The following is a 19,542-nucleotide window of genomic DNA, read 5'->3' as shown; positions in this document are numbered from 1 at the left end:
TCCGCGCTGAACAATCGTCCCCTGGACGACTACTTTATTCTGTTACCTGCCCAAGGTGAAGGCTTAATTATCTTATTATGATGCCTTATAGGCGCTCTTCATGTTCTTTACAAATTCGCCGACATGTGTGGGAGCATCCTTGCCGTACTGTCCGATAATTCGTACAATTGCTGAACCGACTATTGCTCCGTCTGAGATTTCAGCCATCTGTGATGCCTGCTCGGGAGTTGATATTCCAAAACCAACTGCGCAGGGAACGTCTGTGACTGATCTGATTTTTTCAACAAGATCCTTAACATTTGTGCTGATCGATGTTCTGGTTCCGGTGACTCCAAGGCTTGATACTATGTAGATAAATCCCTTAGCCTCGGATGCGATTTTGGCTATTCTGTCCTCTGAGGTAGGTGCCACCATCGAAATGAAGTCAACATCATATGCAGATGCAGAATTTACGAATTCATCCTTTTCCTCAAAAGGAACATCCGGAAGAATAACGCCGTCCATACCGATTTCTTTGCACTTTTCAAAAAATCTGTCCATTCCGTATGAAAAGATTACATTGGCGTAAGTCATAAAAACCATAGGCACTGTGATCTCACTTCTGACCTCGGTTACCATTTTGAAGATATCATCAGTAGTGATTCCGTTTTTCAAGGCTCTGATGTTAGCGCCCTGAATTACCGGGCCTTCTGCTGTAGGATCTGAAAAGGGTATTCCAAGTTCTATCAGATCCGCGCCATTTGCCTGTAGCTCCCTTAATATTTCCTTTGTGGTATCAAGGTCCGGATCACCGCAGGTAACAAAGGGTATGAATGCCTTTTTATTATTGAATGCTTCTAATATTTTACTCATGGATATCCTCCCCTCTGTATCTGGCAATTGCAGCACAGTCCTTGTCGCCTCTGCCGGAAATTGTTATTACGATAATGTCGTCCTTGCTCATGCCAGGTGCTATTTTTATAACGTGAGCTACGGCGTGTGATGATTCTATTGCAGGTATGATTCCCTCTGTTTTTGAGAGATATTCGAATGCGTTAACTGCTTCGTCGTCAGTAACCGGCACGTATTCTGCTCTTCCGATGTCATGGAGATGAGCATGCTCGGGGCCGATTCCGGGATAATCAAGTCCCGCTGAAATCGAATAAACGGGAGCTATCTGTCCGTATTCATCCTGGCAGAAATATGATTTCATACCATGGAAAATTCCGAGTTTTCCTGTGTTGATAGTCGCTGCTGTCTCAAAGGTGTCGATTCCTCGCCCTGCTGCCTCGCAGCCGATAAGCCTTACATCCTTGTCCTCAATGAAGTTATAGAAGGTTCCTATGGCATTCGATCCGCCGCCGACACAGGCAACCACAGCGCTTGGAAGACGTCCTTCCTTCTCAAGAAGCTGTTCCTTTATCTCCTTCGAAATGACTGACTGGAAGTCGCGCACAATTGTAGGAAAAGGATGAGGGCCCATAACAGATCCAAGGCAATAATGTGTGTCATCAATTCGTGTAGTCCACTCTCTCATTGCCTCGGATACAGCATCCTTTAGTGTTGCTGTTCCGGAAGTAACAGGGATGACTTCAGCTCCAAGGAGTCTCATTCTGTACACGTTAAGTGCCTGTCTCTCGGTATCCTCTTTTCCCATGAAAACAACACATTCCATGCCCATAAGTGCTGCTGCGGTTGCGGTTGCAACGCCGTGCTGTCCTGCTCCTGTCTCAGCGATAAGTCTGGTTTTCCCCATCTTCTTTGCAAGGAGTGCCTGGCCTAATACGTTGTTAATCTTGTGGGAGCCTGTGTGATTGAGATCCTCTCTTTTGAGGTAGATCTTTGCTCCTCCGAGGTCCTTTGTCATCTTCTCTGCGTAGTAGAGTCTTGAAGGTCTTCCCGCATACTCATTTAAAAGCTCTGTGAGCTCTCTGTTAAATTCCGGATCATCTTTGTAGTGATTGTATGCTTTCTCAAGTTCTATTACTGCATTCATTAAGGTTTCCGGTATGTACTGTCCACCGTGGACTCCGAATCTTCCGTTTTTGTTAGTCATTTTTATCCTCTCAATTCACTAAGTGCCTTGGTTTTGTCCTGTGCGCGCATGAGCGTTTCACCTATAAGGACTGCGTCAACGCCTGCTTCGCGAAGCTTTCTTATATCTTCTGCATTTTTTATTCCGCTCTCTGAGACATATATAACATCCCTCGGAATCATCTGCCTGAGTCTTGTGCTGTTGTCTGTGTCGACTGAAAAATCCTTGAGATTTCTGTTGTTTACACCGATTATTCTTGCGCCGGCTTCAATTGCGATTTCAATCTCACTTTCATCATGTGCTTCCACTAAAGCTGATAAACCGATAGTATCACAGATATTTATGTATTCCTTTATCTGTTCTCCCTCCAGGATCGCACAGATTAGAAGAACTGCTGATGCTCCAAGGACTTTTGCTTCATATATCATGTACTCATCTACAGTAAAGTCTTTTCTGATGCAGGGGATTTTTACTGTCTCTGCTATTTCCTTAAGATACCTGTCATCACCCAGAAACCACTTTGGTTCAGTAAGGACCGATATGCAATCGGCTCCTGCTTTTTCATAATCCTTTGCGATGTCCAGATAAGGGAAATTCTCAGCTATTATTCCCTTGGACGGAGAGGCTTTTTTGCACTCGCAGATAAAGGATATCCCATCTTTTTTCAGTGCATTTTCAAAGGAAAAGTCTCCCCTGGGAAGTACTTCAGCCTGTAATCTGATGTCTTCCAGAGATATATTTTGTTTTGCGGTCTCCACCCTGGTTTTGGCGTGGGCAGCGAGTTGGTCTAGTATGGTCATATTATGCACTCATTTCTTCCTCACGGTTGCTGACCTCGATCAGCTTCTCCAGTGTTTCCGTTGCTTTTCCTGAATCGATAATCTCTGCTGCAAGCTTTATGCCATCTGCAAAGCTGTCAGCTTTTCCGCCGATGTAAAGGGATGCACCTGCATTCATAAGAACCGCATCTCTCTTGGGTCCCTTTTCACCTGCAAGAATTCTCTTTGTAATCTCTGCATTCTCTTCAGGTTTTCCACCCTTAAGATCTTCCTTGGTACATCTGTTAAGGCCAAAATCCTCAGGCTTAATTGTATATGTTTTGAACCATCCGTCCTTGATCTCGCATACCTTGGTAGGTGCACTAAGAGAGATTTCATCAAGCTTATCCATTCCGTAAACAACCATTCCTCTCTTTACACCAAGGCTTACAAGTACCTGTGCAAGGGGCTCAACAAGATATTCATCATATACTCCAAGGAGCTGCATCTTGGGTGTTCCTGGATTAGTAAGAGGTCCGAGAATATTGAAAACTGTTCTGAATCCCAGCTCTTTTCTTATAGCCCCTACATACTTCATGGAGGTGTGATATTTCTGTGCAAAGAAGAAACACATTCCTACTTCCTTTAAAAGCTCTACGCATTTCTCAGGATCCTGCTGGATGTTAACTCCAAGTGCCTCAAGACAGTCAGCTGTTCCGCAGCTTGAAGATGCTGCTCTGTTGCCGTGCTTTGCAACCTTCATTCCGCCTGCTGCCGCAACAAGTGCTGAGGTTGTTGATATATTAAAGCTGTGTGCGTTATCTCCACCTGTTCCTACTATCTCAAAGACATCCATTCCTGTCTCAACCTTGGTTGCATGATCTCTCATTGCTGCTGCACAGCCTGCTATCTCTTCTGTTGTCTCAGCTCTTGCGCTCTTGGTTGAGAGTGCTGAAAGGAATGCTGCATTCTGAGTAGGAGTGGTTTCTCCTCCCATAATCTCATTCATTACAGTATAGGCTTCATCATATGTGAGGTCCTCTTTGTTAACGATTTTTTCGATTGCTTCTTTGATCATTTTCATTTCCTCCTTATTATTGCTCTGCTTCACACGCAAAAAAACGCCCTTGACAGAATCCACTTCTGTCAAGGACGAATAATTCATAAAATATATCCGCGGTGCCACCTTGATTCATAGCTATGTGCTACGCGCTTATCAGGATACCAACATATCCCTGGCAACTAACGTATGCCCTACGTTGTGAACTACTGGAAGTTCGCCCACACCCTCAGCGGTCCATTTGATTACTTGTTTCTTATCCGGCTCTCACCACCCCGGACTCTCTGTGAAGGCATCATAACCTTTATCTCCGCTTCAACGGTTTAAAGTATTAACTTGAAACAAAGTTTACTTTTAATTCATTCGCTTGTCAATCAATTTTATTAAATTGATTAATTTTGTTTGTAAACAGATTAAAATAAATCAAGTCAGAAATATAGCTTATTGCAACATTACTACCAACCGGCTTCCCTTAATGTTTGCTCTACTTTACATGCCACAACCGGTGGAATAAAACAAGCAGCATGCACATAATATAAGTGCGGCAACTAATGTAAATGTTGTGATTTTTTCTCTATAACTCATAATCTCCCCCTCAGAAGATTGTGTTTTGTTCCGGTTCATAGTAACGATATAAAAACATATTACTGTTCAAAGGTAAGTGAATCGATAACAGAAGCCATCTGATCTGATACTTCCATATTCTGCGCATCGTCCTCACCGTTGTGTCCTGTAAGCTCAAATATAAGCGCTCCATCCATGTAATCTCTGCCGATTGCTGTCTCATAAAGACCTGAGCCATCCTCTGAAGGCGGAAGTGTTGCCCAGTAACCTGTCACATCCTCTGCTCCGGGGAAAGGTCCCTCAGAATATGTTGTCTTATCGCTGCCCCAGGACTCGCCGAGCTTCTTTATAGCAGCTTCTCCCGTATTCTCAACATCGTATGTAACAGTGATCACATTTGTTCCTGCTGACTCACCCTGATAAACTATGAAAACACTACCGTTCTCAGGAGTAACAGTAAACTTAGTCGCATCGTATTTAACGCTCCATCCGTTAGCATCGTGATATACGCTGTTATCAGGGCCATTATAATAATCTTCTGCTGTTTCAGGAGCAGGTGCCTGTGCAGTTGCATCATCCTCGATTGATTCTGTGTCAGCTACCTCTGCAGTTACCTCAGCCTGGGTGCCTGTGCTCTCCGGTGCCGCATTTCCACAACCTGTCATGAGCATCCCTGACATTACCATTACCATTGTAGCTGCAATAACTTTTTCATAAACTTTATTTCTCATATCATCCTCTCCTCATAAGAAAATTTGTGATGTGTTTCACCCTACATGCATCATCATAATCCCCCATGTCCAACACATGTCCAACAAAAAAATGACTTCCTGCACAAAAAATAAAAAATCATGCAAGAAGTCAAATATTTATTCCGATATTAAAAACCGGAGCTTTATTTACGGAATACGATCCAGTTGTGAGACCAGGGAACGGGAAGGCCGAAGAGAGTGCGTACTTTGCCGTCGGCTTTGCGGTACCAGGAGTAGTTCCAGCCTGCGCCCATGTCCATGTAGACAGCGTTGGTCACTCCGAGGCGGTCAAGCTCATCCATAAACTCATCAAAATGCATCATCTTTACGGAATCGATGACGCAGAGATTACCATTTAGTTCAGCGAGGGTTCGATAGCATCTTGCCCGCGGTCTGTCAAAATCCATGACAGGACATGTATCATCTATCATCGCAAGCTGCATAAAACCGCATCCACCCTCTTCTGCTGCTTTTTTCACAGCTTCGGTTTTGTTCTCAAATTCATAGTGGAACTGTCCGTTTGAAAAAGTAAAGGCTCCGTCCGCATCCCTGTCGTAGGGGCTGTCGTAGAATTCTCCATAAGAAGCATGGTCGCCTTCTATATTGTCATGATTGAAGCTTAACTCAACCGCGTGCTGGAAGGCAGCACCACAGCACCAGGTGATGGAATCATCTGATTTCGAAGGCCTTTTTCCACATTCAAGATCAATCTCTGAATACTTGGGAAAAAATATGTAGACTACATCCGTTTTATATATGATGGTCTCATCTCCTGGAAGGATCTGTTCCACCGGCATTTCCGTTGCATCAATGCTCTCCGGAATACTCACATGATACTGTGAGATCAGCCCCATAAAAATGAAGATAAATGCGGGAAGCACAAAAAAGGATGTGGCATAGCACAGCTTATACATTATTTTAAAGGGTGCCTTTTCTAATTTATCAGGTCCCCACAAATATATGATAAGGGCTATACTCTGAAAAATCGGCAAAGTCCAATAAACAATATAAGGAGCAGACATCTGTGCCACAAAGAATGTCGTATATGCACCATAAGAAAGAAGGGTCATGGACATAAGCCATATCCCTGTTAAGCGTTTTCTGATACTCATCTGTTTTTTGCTTTCTCAATAAAAATTCCGGATTCTTTACTCTGCACGGCTTTTTTTCTCTTCTCTCTCAAAAGCTCCTGTCTCAAAACCTTGAAGGAATCAAGCTGTGACTCTATGCTTACAATCAAAAGAAAAATCGCTATATCCGTCAGATACTGAAACCCGTTTTCCCAAATAAAAACCTTCCCAAACCCTAATCTGCTGTTAGTTATAAGCAGCACAATATACAGAATGATCTTATAGATTATAGCCATTCTGTTAAGTATGACATTGCCGGGATTACCGTTTTTGCCATAATTTATGATGAAATGATTGAGAGTAATTATTATTGTCATAAGAAATGACATTCCGGCAGCTGCAAGATAGATGCTGCCCTGAACACCCACAACAAGATAGGCGTCAAAATCCTCTTCTCCCCATAAATGTTCAAGAACCATGTGTGCTTCCTGATACATAAGGCAAAAGAGGACGCCGCCCATTATTCCCTTGGCAACATCCCAGCTGAATTTTTTATACGCAAGATACATCATGATTACTGTCACCATTTTGACAATCACTTCAAACATGGCAAAAGGATTACCCTGCGACCTGATGAGTATAGCCGTCACAAAGCTGGTTCCCGCAGCAAAAATGCACGACGCCAGCATTAGATACTCATTCAGGAATATCGACTCTTTACCTTCATCATTCATAAATATCAGCCCAAACTCCCGCATTGGCCTGCACTTGTCCGGCATTCATAACTGTTACATTGCCGGCCTTTCCACATCCTGCAAAAAACAGCATAACCGCACATACAGCAAGCGCTATTCCTATATGTTTCATATTCATTGTATATCTCCCCCTCATAAAATGTATCCAAAAAAACTATAAAATTTGTATTTCTGATAAAATTATATTATTTGCTGTCCAACAGATGTCCAACATTGTACAAAAAATACCTTCCCCAAAGGGAAGGCATTTAGTATAGATAAATACTTTATTGATACCGTATATTTGTGAGTGCCACCTGGTCTCCCGTAAGAGCTACATATATTTCTCCCGGATTGTCCGGTATATTGGTGACGTTGCGGATTGCAATTCCTCCGTTTTCTGTAGTAAGAGTTATCTTATTACCTGTTCGCTTGAAATTAACTACGCAGTCATAGCCCTTTTTATTTAGTGCTTTCCACTCATCCCAGGAATCGAAATCATCCAGGATATTGGTGACCATTTTATTTTCGGAGGATCCATTGGACTCCCAATGCTCACCATCAAATCTGATAAGTGAAAATTCGCGGTAGTTTTCTCCATCAACCTTTTTATCATCCGAGCTGAACAATATGATATGCGGACAGTGCCATACTCTTCTTGCAGTCGGAAGTGTCATGGTGTGGAAGGTCATAGTCATTCCATCCGTAACAGGGTGCCCTTCCGTTATCACGGAATGATAATCATCAATCTGCATGTTTGGAATATCGCCCTCAGGCATATCAATATAGCTTATCCACTCTGCTATTCTCGGGATGTAGTTGCTGTCAATTTCTTCCTCTGACTGATCTATTGAAACATCCGTTATGTGGCAGTGCTCACCTGTGATGGCGAGATATAAATATCCTGATGCATCGGGAAGTGCAACAATTACTTCAACTGTCCTGTATCTGCACACAATTCTGACAAGTGCATGGTCCTTGAATTTAACTGCTTCAATGAGGTATTCCGTTCTCTGGTTTTCCTTGTTTTCCTGGTCGAGCTTTTCCTTATCAAAATTCCTTATCTCGGCCTTCATATCTCTGGCGCGATTGCATCTTGTATTACCGTCAAACCAGATATCGCCGTATTCATGATAATGAAATGCTTTTATCTTCTTTTCATTCGTATAAATATGCCCATCAAGCGAATCAAAAAGAAGTAGCGCCGGCATTGAAGGAAGGCCTTCGTCATTGCCATCGGGACTGCAGTTCATATGAATTCTGGTTGTCTTCCTGGTGATAAGAATTCCGTCTGAAATCTCACTTCTGTATTCAACCGGATTTAACTCATCTTTACCTGAGAGTTCCTTGATCTCTGCTCTCTCCTTCATCTGATAGTTTTCATCCATATCTATCAGGTAGAGCATTATCTTGGCAAATTTGGGATCAAACTGAGTTCCTGTCCCCTTTATAATCTCCTCACGAACCTTCTCCTGAGGAACGATATCCTTGTATTTCCTTCTGGAAGTCATGACATCATACGCATCAGCAACCGCAATGATTCTTGCTATCTCAGGGATATCATCTCCCCTTAGCCTGTCGGGGTACCCCTTTCCGTCATATCTCTCATGGTGATACCTCGCACCAATGCTTAGATAAGGAAAATCCGTAATTCTTGATAATATTTCATGTCCAATTAATACGTGCTGCTGAATTTCTTCATATTCATCATCCGTAAGCTTACTGTTCTTGAAAATTATCTCATCGGAAATACCGATTTTTCCTACATCGTGAAGAAGCGCCGCATAGTAGACTTCATCGCATTCCTTAGCGCTCTTGCCGCTTATCTCCGCTATTTTCCTGGCATATTCAGCTACTCGTGAAGAATGACCGCGAGTGTTTTTATCCTTGGCATCCACTGCGCTGACAAGTGCTCTTGCTGTCTGCTCAAACAGCGTCTGCATGCTCTCTCGCTCTTTTTTCAGGTATTCAATCTCAAGACTGCTGGCGTTTTTGGCACGTTCATTTAATTCAATCAGTGAAAAGGTATAAACCACCACTATCATCAGGGTACATGCAATGTTAATGAGGGCAAGTCCGTTTAAAAAGATCTGCGCAATCGCTGCCACAATCGGTACAATCGGGAATAAGAGAAGCGACAGCCTTACTCTTTCTCCCAGGTGCTTATAATATTTTATAATCACTATCATCTGGATAAAGAGTGAAAGTATCGGGAAAGTAAAACTCAGGATAAAATATGGTGCTCTCTGATATTGATTGAATTCATCGATAGTATAATAAAGTCCTGTAAACTGCGAAATAATTATCATAATTTCGCCAATTGTAATAAAGACTTCAACAAATTTAAGTTCTATGGGAACTTTTACTAATCCTCCCTCGGTCTTAAGCATATTTGCCACATATAGATTAAACGCGTGAACAATGGAAAGGGTAAAAAAGTATACAAAGAAATTACATATCCGAACTATCCAATAGGCCGACTCTGACTGATTGCCACGGTATGTATATGCAAGCCAGTCCGCAAGAAGCAATAACATTCCAGACATGGAAAGATAAACAACGTATGCTTTTCTCCTTCTGGACATAACCTCGGAAACCAATGAAAAGAACGCTATAATGCCACAAATGCCGCCCATAAACAGCATTATATTCAATTGGTTTGCCCTAAAAAGCTCTAACATGCAATATACTCCCAAACAGGTAATGCAGCCATGAAAACAGCCACAAAAAAATGATTCTATATGCCAAATAATATCAGCATATAGAATCATTCTATAATTTCTATGAGTCCATGTATATAGTTTATTACCTTAATCTTTTCTTAATTAATAATTATTGTGTTATTTCTTATCCTTCACGATAGGCTCTATCTGTGATGCCAGATTATCAATATGCTCGAACACGCTGCTCTTGGTTGTTCCAAGTCTGTTTACTTTCTCAAGCTGATTAACAAGGGCATCGTACTTACTGTTGATATTGCTAAAGCTTTTGCCGATTCTTCCCAGCTCGTCCGAAGCTGCATCCGCTGTATCTGCAATTTCCTGCTGAACAGCATTTGCTCCGTTAGCGCTCTCTATAATCTCATCAAAGGTTGCATTGGTCTCATCAACTTCCTGAATACTCTTATCCATCGCAGCGATGGAATTCTGGATATTTGCGGAAAGTCTCTCACTCTCCTGTCCCGCTTCATCTATGGAAGCATTTACCTGACTGATCATAACCTTGATCTCATCAGCAAGCTCTCTTACCTCAGTAGCAACAACAGCGAAGCCTTTTCCTGCAGCACCTGCTCTTGCAGCCTCGATTGAAGCATTAAGTGCAAGCAGATTGGTCTGTGTTGCGATACCGATAATCTTTTTCATGTAATCGGAAATCTGATCAACGGCATTCTTGAAGTTTTCATAGCTCTCAGTCATCTCATCAAAGGTAGCGCGAACTTCGTTTGAACTTTCCTTAAGCTCTGAAACCTTGTTCTGAGCATTCTGAACACTGTTAAGAATATTTACCTTAACGTCTTCAAATTTTCCTGCACTTTCATTAACCGCAGCGAACATCTCATTGAAAGCATCCATTTCACTTCTAAGCTCAGTGTTGCTCTCTATAACATTTTCAACTGCTTCACCCATATCATGAATCTCGGTAAGGGCTGCAACCTCATTCTGAACAAGCTCCTTCTGGAAGGTCTTGATGGAATCTGCAATATAGATAAGAGAATCTCTTTTCTCCGGATCCATCCCGCTTTTCACAGGCTGAACTGTAACTTCCGGCTCTTCTGTTTTCTTTTTAAAGATATCTGTAAACATATTATTTTCTCCCTCTCATGGACGATGATATCAACACTAGTTCTGTTATTCAAAGACTACACAGGTCATTGTCTGGTTAACAAACTGAGTATTGTAATGCTCTCCGAATCCGATAAGTCCGCAGGATGGTCCAAGTGAGGCTATCTTGTTAAGATAGGTATTCATCTCGCCTCTTTCTGATAGAACCAGATAACGGAAAATACAATTCACGGAATATATTCCCGAGATTCTTGAAAAGTCGCTCTTGATTCTGCTTATGGTATTTTGTGCAACTTCCATAGGATCTTTCATCTCAAGAAGTGTAAGAATATCAGAGTCATTTATCTGTCTGTAGAGGATAAGTCCGCTGCCTGATACGTCCTTGATGGAGCAGATGCAAACATCCTTACCTATCATCTTTCCAAGAGGATTCTGGAAGGTCTGATTGATAATATCCTTATCCGAGCGGGCACCTGTGAGATCCATATAAACCTGTTTAGCGGAGCGGCCATTTAACTCACCAAGATAATATTTTGCCTTATCGGTTTTAGATGCAATGAGCTGTCTGTTATCCTTAGGCTCGTAGATATTTTCCTTATAGGTCTTTACCCTACCGCCTTCATTTTTGATAACTGCATAGGACATCGCATCATCATATACCTTACCGTTAATGGAAACCTTACCCGCATCACCGGTTGCTCCCATTACCTGAAGATTGTACTTATCAATGAGGCCTCTAAGCGTGGTCAGAACCGCAGCATCATTTCCGGCACAGAAATCTATGATTGCCGTATTTTCCTTTCCTGGCTTAATATCCTCAATATCTTTCTGAAGCCTGTGAATATAGCGGGCCGGCATTGTTGAAACACTTTCAAGTACGCCGGTCTTTACCTTAACTCCTTCAGTGAAAGCAGTTATGGCTATGCCCTTTTCAAGCATGGATGAGTCATAAGCCATTCCGACACAGCCAATACTAGGGACACCGGGAAACTGTTTCTCAATCGCAGCCACACTATCATCAAAGTGATCAGCGTCGCAGGTAAAAATAATGAGTTTCGGTGATGAAAGTCCTCTTGCCGCTTCAGCCACATTTGCTGAAGAGCTTTTTCCGCTAAACATTTTCATAAGGCATTTTCTCCTGTTTTACCACCCGGCCTTTACAAACCGGCATAAGTTCTTATCTGTCTGCTTCCAGTCCATAAGAAATTTAGTAATAACATAATTCTTCATAGATTATTCTACCATTCCTATATTATGCGTAACAATGCCTTAAATACTATATTTCATTAAACAATCTCTTAAAATTTCATAAATTACCGTCAAATGTGGTACACTATTATTAAGTTTTACTGCGTCTGTTAAATGGCGCATTAATATTCTATTCAATAGGAAATTGATTATTTATGCAAAAAAAAGAAAAAAATGCATTTGGAATTCTTAGATACTGGGCTGCTTTCTGCGTAATGTGCCTTCATTTTACCGGCTATATGAGAATATATGTGCCCGATCACGCAGTAAGCATAGGCATACTAAGATCAGCTATAGATTTTTATCAGCCCACAGTAATTCTGTTCGCTATAAGCGGATTTCTGATATCAGCCTCTCTTGAGCGCTCCGGACTTGACGTTAAGCTTTTTATGAAAAAAAGGTTCTTTCGTCTTTATCCCGAGCTGTGGCTCAGTATGGCTGTTTATCTTGCCTCGCTCTTTTTGATTATTCCTGACAAATTCGATATATCCATACTACGCTGGATCGTCACGCAGGGAATCGGCTTTGCGGCAACTCCTTCCTGTATGCAGAAATTTGCCACAGGAAGCATTAACGGTCCTCTGTGGTACATAACTGTTCTTTTGCAGTTATATATTCTTTTGTTTTTATTTAAGCTCGTTACAAAGAATTCAAAGTCACCGGTACTTTATGGAATTACCTGCTTTGTTCTCTCACTGGGTAACATTGCAGCCTTTATACTTCGTGACATGCTTTCATCTACCGGTCAAAAGCTCCTGGAGAGATGCTTCATTCCTTATGCTGTCTTTTTTTTCATAGGTGCTTTTTGCCAGACCTGCAGTCTGTATAATCAAAAGTACACGAATCTGGTACTGGCTGTTTTGTTAATGCTCCATTCCTTAATAAGAATTACCCGTGTCTATGATTACGGTTATTACACAGGTCTTATAACAGGTATGGCTACTGCTGCCATTGCGGTTCTTGCAGCTCACGTCATTATGAAGGAAAAGTCCGTAAGGTTACTTGAAACTCTTGAGCAAAAAGCAAGAAAGACAGACATAACCTATGGCATGTACCTTTATCACTGGCTTTTCCTGAATCTCCTGATTCATTTTAAGCTCTATGAAAAGTACCATTGGTCAGTCTGTCTCTTAGGATTTACAGCCGCAACCTTACTATTTGCTTATGCATCTCGCAAAATATGTAGTAGTTTTACAAAATAATATGCCTTCTATCTTTTTGTATGTTGTATATACTCGAAATGATACTGATATTCAGACTATGCCAGCGCATACTGAATAAGAAGTCTGAGTACATTCTCAGCGCCGTCGCGATGGCTTCTCTCATATCCGTGAGAAGCATAGACGCCGGCACCGATAAGTCCATGCTTTAGGTCGCTTCCGGCACAAAGAGTCGCTTCGACATCGCTTCCATAATGAGGATAGATATCAATTGCATAGTCAGCTCCGCTTTCTCTGGCTGCTGCAACAAGTCCCTGAACTACAGGATAGCTGTAAGGTCCACCGCTGTCCTTTGCGCAGATGGAAACCTGCTTCTCTGTACAGGTAAGACCATCTCCTACACATCCCATATCTACTGATATAGCCTCTGTGCATCCTTCCGGAACATTACCGCATCCGCCGTGTCCAACCTCCTCAAATACTGTAATGTGCGCATAAAGTGCTCTCTTGGGAGTAATCTTCTTTTCCTTTATATACTTTGCAAGACCAAGAAGAATTCCAACACTAAGCTTATCATCAAGAAATCTTGATTTTATATAGCCAGTCTTTGTGACTCTCACATTAGGCTCGAAGCATACAATATCTCCTACTGATATCCCCAGCTTCTCCGTATCTTCTTTTGATTTAACATCCTCATCAAGAACGACTTCACAGTTCTCCCAGGTTCTCTTGGTATCGTTATACTCCCCGTTAACGTGAATCGAAGCATTATTTAACTGAAAAGTTCCTTCGTAGATGCCATCAAACTTGGTTACTACTCTCACGTTCTCTGTCTCGGCATTATTGGGATTCATTCCTCCTAGGTTTGTAAGCTGAAGTCTTCCGTTATCCTTGATGGTTGCCACCATTCCGCCAAGTGTATCCGTGTGAGCTTCCAGAAGAAGTCCGTTCTCTTTATCTTTTCCTGTAAGATCAACGATAACTCCGCCCTTATTTGTTATAGTGGCATCAAATCCAAGCTTTTCAAATTCCTCCTTAACCCAGAGGGCTGCTTCTTCTGTGTAGCCTGTGGGTGAATCGATATTTAACAGCTTTGTTGTCTCATCAACTATGAAGTCGGTGTATTTTGTTAATGATATTTTCTTCATTTTAAATCTCCATTCATTGTTATTTATTATATTTAGTATATGATAATTTTCCACCGTATAGTATGGCATTTTACTATGTTAGGTCAGCAATCATATAAATCACTGTTTCCTACAGATATACAACAGGTGATTTGTGTTTCCAAGCAGCTCTCTCTTTTCTGAAAAGGCCATATACCATTCTGCCAATCTGCTAAAATCCTCCTCTGATATTGCAAAATCTTCTCTGTGTTCAAGGGGTTCGATAAGTCCATCAACGCCAGTGGTTGTGATATGTGTTACATTCTTTCCCTGCCTTGAATCCTCTTTTCTTATGATATCCATACTGCTTCCTCCTTAATGTGTGTCTTCTGCTACACTAAACTCGTGAAATACCTCGTTAAGTGCTATACAAAAAGCCCCATCAAACTTCAAAAGTCTGATGAGGCTTAATACCTAACCTAATATGCATTAAATAAATCAAACTATGCATTTTCGCCTATCCCCATCAAACATAACACCAATAAGCCCCTGATCTGGATCCACGGGCTTTGAAGATGATGGTGCTATTGAATTGATGAGTCTGAAATCTCTCATAGTTTTTTCTCTTTTCTGAAAATTATCAGTTGTAAGTATAATTGACAGATATATTTATGTCAATATCTAAATTAATATGTTAATATATGCACTTGAATTTACTGTTTACGATTTCACCAACCGGGGAATTTCTTCTGACAAAATCAATTACGAGATCAGGCATTTCTTCGGGGTAGGTTCTGATTGTCTTACATTTTCCTATACACTCGTATCCGCCTGTCCCGGTAGCTCTGTAGTTACTGGTTACCAGTGTGTATTTCTCGTTGTCGGATAGTTCTGTTCCGTCCATTTTTTTCATCACTACAACTCTGTCACCCACAGGTCTTGTAAGATCGAATTCATACCAGAGTCCTGCATAATAATCGTAGTTGTAATGCTCTATTTTAGGCTGAAGAAATACATCTGAGATTTTCACTTCCTTTGTATTTGCATCGTAATCAAAATATTCAGCACATCTCTCAAGAGCAAGCTTTATATCTGCCTTGGTTACTTCCTTGACTTCTTCTGTGTTGGCAAACTGATATATTCCAAGTATGTCCCTTACTGTTATTTCTTTATGAAGTCCAAGAGGTTCGTTTGCAAGACTTGTGCAGGAGAAATCCGCTCCTGTTAGTTCGAGCTGCACCTGGTTAAAAATTGATGCAACCTTACTTCCATGAAGTGCTGCTTCAAGCTTTTCCTCGGGCTTTATCTCGTTTTCAAGGCAGCCTATGGGTTCATCAAGCCATATCTGAAGGGACGTGTTCATGTCTTCCATGAAGCTGTGGGAAGCCAGTATTTCGTTGTAGACTTCTTCATTTGCTGATACTGTAATGAGATTGGATGTAACGTTCCAACCGTTAACTGTGGTTTGAGCATTTCTACTATCAGCTCCCTTACATGCTTCTATCACACAGTACTTCATAGCTTTATCCGGCGGCTGAACACCATAGGTATTCTCTATCATTGCTTCAGGCACTGACATATGCTGATGGCCTGTAAGAAGTATATCGAATTCAAGTTCTCTTGCTATTTTGCAGGCCTGATTTTCTTCTGTATCAGAGAGCCTTTGTCCTGTCGCAAGGTCTTCCTCAAAGCCTCCGTGGTAGATGCATACTGTTATATCTGACTCATCTTTAATCTCAGCAAGCTCTTTTTTTAATGCTTCAATTGGATCTGTTATCTCGAGTTCCGTAAGGTTCTTTTCCTGCTCCCAGACGTTAACATAACCTGTGACAGCTCCAGTTATTCCGACTCTTGTTCCATCCTCCAATGTATGGATAATATGCTTTTTGATTCCAAGTTCGCCTCTCTTATCCTCTACGTTTGCGCAGATAAGTGCGGCCTTCATGGATTTTGTGTAATCAGCAATTGCATCATATCCATAATTGAAATCATGGTTACCAAGTGTGTAGTAATTAAGCCCCATGGCATTGAAGCCTTCTGCCATGGGATTGAAGTCGTACTTTCCCCGATTTCCAAGATAGTAGGTCATAAGTGGCGTTCCCTGAAGACTGTCGCCTCCGTCTATTACAAGGGTGTTTCCGTCTATTTCATTTTTTATCTGCGATGCAATTCTAAAGAGACCGGAGTTTTCCTCTTTCCCTGTAGCGTAGTTTATTGGATATATATGTCCATGCGTATCTGATGTAAATATTATTTTCATGATGTTTCCTGCCCTATTTGTGCTTTCTTTAAATATAGGCAGGTAGTTTTTACTATTCTTTCCTGCCTGATTTGTGCTTTCTTCAAATATAGGCAGGTAATTTTTGATATTCTTTCCTGCCTATTTTGTCTGTTTCTTAAATATCGGCAGGTAGTTTTTACTATTCTTTCCTGCCTATTTTGTCTGTTTCTTAAATATCGGCAGATAGTTTTAGTCATTCTTTACTGCCTGATTTGATTCTTTAATAAAATGCAGCAGGAAATCTTGGTCTATTTTCTCTGCTGCATTTTTCACATTTTATATATGCAGCAGAACGCTGCTTTTTGCCACTGCTACCATTAGCAGTTTTAGCTATTGCAGCAGTTAAGCAAAACCGTTTTCTACTACTGCATCTATTCTTATATTATCAACCCCTTGTAAGTTTAACTCTGATCTTGGTTGAGATAAACTCAATTATAAGAATGAGAATGATAAGTCCTGCAAGGATTGCTCCGGCTTCATTCCAACGATAAGCATTCATCGCAAAGATAAGAGGAGCACCGAAACCTCCGGCACCAACCATACCAAGAATTGTAGCGTCACGAAGATTGATATCGAATCTGTAAATAGCTGTTGATGCAAAGTTAGGAAGGAGCTGGGGAAGGATTCCGTAGCGGATCTTCTGCCAGGTATCACAGCCTGATGCATCAAGGGATTCAACAACGTGTGTATCAAGGTCTTCAATTGCTTCAATATACATCTTGCTTATCATTCCGACTGAGCATACACCCATTGTCAAAAGACCTGCAAAAGCACCGGGTCCTGTTACACGGATAAACATAAGACCATATACAAAGGCAGGAATCGTGCGAACAGCCATGATGATGATTCTTCCTGCAAAGGCAATGGGCTTAGGTGTAAGGTTTGAAGCAGAGATGAACGCAAGCGGAATTGAAAGGATAGCTCCTACTATAGTTCCAAGAAATGCGATACAGATTGTCTCAAGCATCAGGTAAGGTACACCCTTTGTTGAAAAATCAAAAAGGAAAGATAAGTCAGGCTGAAATATTCCCTTAAGGACATTAAGCGCGATCTCACCGCCGTCCATTGTGGTTCCCGCTGTCTCAACAGCGCTTCCACTCCATACCATGAGACCCACAAATATAACAGCTATCGCAAGATGATATACCCAGGTTCGGGGGCGCTTTTCATATGCTTCTATAATTCTTTTATTCATGTTATAACTCTCCTACTATTTCATAAGGAAGTTCTGCTCTCGAGTAATCCCTCAGCAGAACACGTTCAGACCTGGTTCAAAAGCACTTCACCAGGTCCTCACCGCTTACACAAGCTTCTTACGAAGCATTCTGCTAACCGACTCAATAATAAACACTGCTACGAAAAGAGCGATAAGCATTGTTCCAACGCTTGAATACTCTCTCCAGGAAATCTTTTCATTAAGAATAAGTCCGATACCGCCGGCTCCGACATAACCAAGAACTGCCGCGTATCTAACATTACCCTCAAAGTTAAAGAGGCAATTTGAGAGGTAGAAAGGAAGAACCTGCGGAATAATAGCTGATATAAAAGCTCTTGTCTTAGTTGCTCCCATGGCTTCCATAGCTTCAAATGCACCCATGTCTACTGTCTCAATCTCTTCATAGGTAAGCTTACCGATATATGCGAAAGAGAAAACAGCAATAGCAAAGGTACCTGCAAGTGTTCCAAGGCCAAATACAAGTGTTGCCACAAGAGCAGTAACAAGTGTAGGAAGTGTTCTGATAAGTGAAAACATGACTCTTACAATTGAAACAATAACCTTGTTAGGGCAGACATTTGTACTTGCAAGCATCGCAAAGGGCACTGAAAGAAGTGCTCCTATAACTGATCCAAGAAGTGACATCTTAATGGTGTCAAAAAGAGGTGACCACACCTTTTCCAAATAGTCCATGTTAGGTGGGAACATCTCACCGAGGATTACAAAAAACTGCCCAATTCTCTGAGACAGAATCTTCATGTCAAATCCTGTAACCTTAACCGAAAGCACACACATAAGAAGAACGATTATGAAATAAACAGGCATTCTTGATGCTTTCTTTTCTACAGACTTTCCGTTAGGCAGCGTATATACTTTGGGTTTAAAAATCTTATCGTATACACTCATGCTGATCACCTCTCTTCATTATGGTCATTTGCATCGAGAACGTTGCCTTCATCATCCACCTTACCGTTATAGATAGATGCCAAAACGTCCTTATCAACTTCAGATGCAGGTCCATCGTAGACAATCTCACCTTCTCTTATTCCCACAACTCTTGTTGCATATTTAAGTGCAAGATCAACGTGGTGTATGTTTATGAGGATTGTTATTTTCATTTCCTCATTGATTCTCTTAAAGTCATCCATTACCTGCTTTGCTGTTACAGGATCAAGAGCTGCAACAGGCTCATCAGCAAGAATAATCTGAGGATTCTGTGCCAGAGTTCTTGCAAGAGCTACTCTCTGCTGCTGTCCACCTGAAAGCTGGTCAGCACGAACAAAGGCCTTTCTTAAAATACCCACTTTATCAAGGCACTCAAGAGCCTTCATCTTTTCATCCTTGGTATAGATACCAAAAGTGGATCTGAACCAGGGCATATCCGGAACAAATGCTGTAAGTACATTCTTAATTACTGTTGTTCTGGTGATCAGGTTGAAGGACTGGAATATCATACCAATCTTTCTACGGAACCTTCTGAGCTGCTTTCCGGACAGACTCATCACATCAACATCATCCACGGTGAGTTTTCCGCTCGTAACATCGTGCATCCTGTTGATGGTACGAATAAGTGTGGATTTACCTGCACCTGAAAGTCCGATTATCGCCACAAATTCACCCTGCTCGATTGTAAGGTTTACGTGCTTTAAGCCCTCAAAACCGTTGGGGTATCTTTTTCCTACATCTTCAAACTTGATCATTATTTTTTCTCCTGGTTCTAAAAAATCCTACGTGATTACCTAAAAAATAAGGGAGGTATAAATACCTCCCCTATTCATAATAATGAAGTTCTGCTCT

The 19,542-nt window shown here is 41.4% G+C and carries 19 protein-coding genes and 1 other annotated feature; of the genes, 1 reads left to right on the top strand and 18 read right to left on the bottom strand.

Features of this window, described 5'->3' with window-relative positions; translation table 11 throughout:
* Positions 1 to 75: 75 nt before the first annotated feature.
* From trpA to G602_RS0102910, 11 genes are all read right to left on the bottom strand, one after another.
* Complete coding sequence (trpA, locus tag G602_RS0102960) at positions 76 to 852, bottom strand: tryptophan synthase subunit alpha (protein ID WP_026657600.1); 777 nt, start codon at positions 850 to 852, stop codon at positions 76 to 78.
* On the bottom strand, positions 845 to 2,035 hold the full coding sequence (trpB, locus tag G602_RS0102955) for a tryptophan synthase subunit beta (protein WP_026657599.1): 1,191 nt from the start codon (positions 2,033 to 2,035) through the stop codon (positions 845 to 847). Before trpB ends, trpA begins: the two co-directional genes overlap by 8 nt.
* Positions 2,036 to 2,037: 2 nt before the next feature.
* Positions 2,038 to 2,814, bottom strand: coding sequence for an indole-3-glycerol phosphate synthase TrpC (trpC, locus tag G602_RS0102950; protein ID WP_026657598.1), 777 nt, complete (start codon positions 2,812 to 2,814; stop codon positions 2,038 to 2,040).
* Between the two features lies 1 nt (position 2,815).
* Positions 2,816 to 3,850 carry an anthranilate phosphoribosyltransferase gene (gene trpD, locus G602_RS0102945; protein WP_026657597.1) on the bottom strand — a complete coding sequence of 345 codons (1,035 nt, stop codon included), beginning with the start codon at positions 3,848 to 3,850 and terminating at the stop codon, positions 2,816 to 2,818.
* 67 nt (positions 3,851 to 3,917) lie between these two features.
* Positions 3,918 to 4,160: a binding site (T-box leader), on the bottom strand.
* A 316-nt stretch (positions 4,161 to 4,476) separates the two neighbouring features.
* Entirely contained in the window at positions 4,477 to 5,127 is a 651-nt protein-coding gene (locus tag G602_RS0102940) for a hypothetical protein (protein WP_026657596.1), read from the bottom strand.
* 164 nt (positions 5,128 to 5,291) lie between these two features.
* Complete coding sequence (locus G602_RS0102935; protein ID WP_026657594.1) at positions 5,292 to 6,260, bottom strand: hypothetical protein; 969 nt, start codon at positions 6,258 to 6,260, stop codon at positions 5,292 to 5,294.
* Complete coding sequence (locus G602_RS0102930; protein ID WP_026657593.1) at positions 6,257 to 6,952, bottom strand: hypothetical protein; 696 nt, start codon at positions 6,950 to 6,952, stop codon at positions 6,257 to 6,259. The genes G602_RS0102935 and G602_RS0102930 overlap by 4 nt, the downstream gene beginning before the upstream one ends.
* On the bottom strand, positions 6,945 to 7,091 hold the full coding sequence (locus G602_RS30115) for a hypothetical protein (RefSeq protein ID WP_155829670.1): 147 nt from the start codon (positions 7,089 to 7,091) through the stop codon (positions 6,945 to 6,947). Before G602_RS30115 ends, G602_RS0102930 begins: the two co-directional genes overlap by 8 nt.
* A 148-nt stretch (positions 7,092 to 7,239) precedes the next feature.
* Positions 7,240 to 9,633, bottom strand: coding sequence for an HD-GYP domain-containing protein (locus tag G602_RS0102920; RefSeq protein WP_026657592.1), 2,394 nt, complete (start codon positions 9,631 to 9,633; stop codon positions 7,240 to 7,242).
* Positions 9,634 to 9,792: 159 nt separating this feature from the next.
* The gene (locus G602_RS0102915; RefSeq protein ID WP_026657591.1) at positions 9,793 to 10,755 is read right to left on the bottom strand and encodes a methyl-accepting chemotaxis protein; all 963 of its coding nucleotides are present in this window, start codon (positions 10,753 to 10,755) and stop codon (positions 9,793 to 9,795) included.
* 45 nt (positions 10,756 to 10,800) lie between these two features.
* Entirely contained in the window at positions 10,801 to 11,859 is a 1,059-nt protein-coding gene (locus G602_RS0102910) for an FIST signal transduction protein (RefSeq protein ID WP_026657590.1), read from the bottom strand.
* A gap of 278 nt (positions 11,860 to 12,137) precedes the next feature.
* Here G602_RS0102910 and G602_RS0102905 point away from each other — a divergent pair, with 278 nt between their 5' ends.
* A complete protein-coding gene (locus G602_RS0102905; protein WP_026657588.1) occupies positions 12,138 to 13,184 on the top strand; it encodes an acyltransferase family protein in 1,047 nt (348 codons plus the stop codon).
* A gap of 56 nt (positions 13,185 to 13,240) precedes the next feature.
* On the opposite strand, the gene G602_RS0102900 is transcribed toward G602_RS0102905, so the two are convergent.
* From G602_RS0102900 to phnC, 7 genes are all read right to left on the bottom strand, one after another.
* Complete coding sequence (locus G602_RS0102900; protein WP_026657587.1) at positions 13,241 to 14,290, bottom strand: M42 family metallopeptidase; 1,050 nt, start codon at positions 14,288 to 14,290, stop codon at positions 13,241 to 13,243.
* Between the two features lie 99 nt (positions 14,291 to 14,389).
* Positions 14,390 to 14,611 (bottom strand): hypothetical protein, encoded by a 222-nt coding sequence (locus tag G602_RS0102895; RefSeq protein WP_026657586.1) that lies wholly within the window; start codon positions 14,609 to 14,611, stop codon positions 14,390 to 14,392.
* A gap of 331 nt (positions 14,612 to 14,942) precedes the next feature.
* Positions 14,943 to 16,508 (bottom strand): bifunctional metallophosphatase/5'-nucleotidase, encoded by a 1,566-nt coding sequence (locus tag G602_RS0102885; protein WP_026657585.1) that lies wholly within the window; start codon positions 16,506 to 16,508, stop codon positions 14,943 to 14,945.
* Complete coding sequence (locus tag G602_RS30110; RefSeq protein WP_155829669.1) at positions 16,505 to 16,726, bottom strand: hypothetical protein; 222 nt, start codon at positions 16,724 to 16,726, stop codon at positions 16,505 to 16,507. The genes G602_RS0102885 and G602_RS30110 overlap by 4 nt, the downstream gene beginning before the upstream one ends.
* A gap of 188 nt (positions 16,727 to 16,914) precedes the next feature.
* Positions 16,915 to 17,724, bottom strand: a complete 810-nt coding sequence (gene phnE / locus G602_RS0102880; protein WP_026657584.1) for a phosphonate ABC transporter, permease protein PhnE — start codon at positions 17,722 to 17,724, stop codon at positions 16,915 to 16,917.
* A gap of 105 nt (positions 17,725 to 17,829) precedes the next feature.
* Positions 17,830 to 18,651, bottom strand: a complete 822-nt coding sequence (phnE, locus tag G602_RS0102875; RefSeq protein ID WP_026657583.1) for a phosphonate ABC transporter, permease protein PhnE — start codon at positions 18,649 to 18,651, stop codon at positions 17,830 to 17,832.
* A 5-nt stretch (positions 18,652 to 18,656) separates the two neighbouring features.
* The gene (gene phnC / locus G602_RS0102870) at positions 18,657 to 19,445 is read right to left on the bottom strand and encodes a phosphonate ABC transporter ATP-binding protein (RefSeq protein WP_026657582.1); all 789 of its coding nucleotides are present in this window, start codon (positions 19,443 to 19,445) and stop codon (positions 18,657 to 18,659) included.
* Positions 19,446 to 19,542: the final 97 nt, after the last annotated feature.

The sequence above is a fragment of the Butyrivibrio sp. AC2005 genome (assembly GCF_000424145.1).
Lineage (GTDB): Bacteria > Bacillota > Clostridia > Lachnospirales > Lachnospiraceae > Butyrivibrio.
This window is presented reverse-complemented; position numbering and strand designations above follow the sequence as displayed.

Excerpts from the sequence above, each read along its gene's own strand:
- trpA (WP_026657600.1), bottom strand. The coding sequence starts at position 852 with ATGAGTAAAATATTAGAAGCATTCAATAATAAAAAGGCATTCATACCC.
- trpB (WP_026657599.1), bottom strand. The coding sequence starts at position 2,035 with ATGACTAACAAAAACGGAAGATTCGGAGTCCACGGTGGACAGTACATA.
- trpC (WP_026657598.1), bottom strand. The coding sequence starts at position 2,814 with ATGACCATACTAGACCAACTCGCTGCCCACGCCAAAACCAGGGTGGAG.
- trpD (WP_026657597.1), bottom strand. The coding sequence starts at position 3,850 with ATGATCAAAGAAGCAATCGAAAAAATCGTTAACAAAGAGGACCTCACA.
- G602_RS0102940 (WP_026657596.1), bottom strand. The coding sequence starts at position 5,127 with ATGAGAAATAAAGTTTATGAAAAAGTTATTGCAGCTACAATGGTAATG.
- G602_RS0102935 (WP_026657594.1), bottom strand. The coding sequence starts at position 6,260 with ATGAGTATCAGAAAACGCTTAACAGGGATATGGCTTATGTCCATGACC.
- G602_RS0102930 (WP_026657593.1), bottom strand. The coding sequence starts at position 6,952 with ATGAATGATGAAGGTAAAGAGTCGATATTCCTGAATGAGTATCTAATG.
- G602_RS30115 (WP_155829670.1), bottom strand. The coding sequence starts at position 7,091 with ATGAATATGAAACATATAGGAATAGCGCTTGCTGTATGTGCGGTTATG.
- G602_RS0102920 (WP_026657592.1), bottom strand. The coding sequence starts at position 9,633 with ATGTTAGAGCTTTTTAGGGCAAACCAATTGAATATAATGCTGTTTATG.
- G602_RS0102915 (WP_026657591.1), bottom strand. The coding sequence starts at position 10,755 with ATGTTTACAGATATCTTTAAAAAGAAAACAGAAGAGCCGGAAGTTACA.
- G602_RS0102910 (WP_026657590.1), bottom strand. The coding sequence starts at position 11,859 with ATGAAAATGTTTAGCGGAAAAAGCTCTTCAGCAAATGTGGCTGAAGCG.
- G602_RS0102905 (WP_026657588.1), top strand. The coding sequence starts at position 12,138 with ATGCAAAAAAAAGAAAAAAATGCATTTGGAATTCTTAGATACTGGGCT.
- G602_RS0102900 (WP_026657587.1), bottom strand. The coding sequence starts at position 14,290 with ATGAAGAAAATATCATTAACAAAATACACCGACTTCATAGTTGATGAG.
- G602_RS0102895 (WP_026657586.1), bottom strand. The coding sequence starts at position 14,611 with ATGGATATCATAAGAAAAGAGGATTCAAGGCAGGGAAAGAATGTAACA.
- G602_RS0102885 (WP_026657585.1), bottom strand. The coding sequence starts at position 16,508 with ATGAAAATAATATTTACATCAGATACGCATGGACATATATATCCAATA.
- G602_RS30110 (WP_155829669.1), bottom strand. The coding sequence starts at position 16,726 with ATGACTAAAACTATCTGCCGATATTTAAGAAACAGACAAAATAGGCAG.
- phnE (WP_026657584.1), bottom strand. The coding sequence starts at position 17,724 with ATGAATAAAAGAATTATAGAAGCATATGAAAAGCGCCCCCGAACCTGG.
- phnE (WP_026657583.1), bottom strand. The coding sequence starts at position 18,651 with ATGAGTGTATACGATAAGATTTTTAAACCCAAAGTATATACGCTGCCT.
- phnC (WP_026657582.1), bottom strand. The coding sequence starts at position 19,445 with ATGATCAAGTTTGAAGATGTAGGAAAAAGATACCCCAACGGTTTTGAG.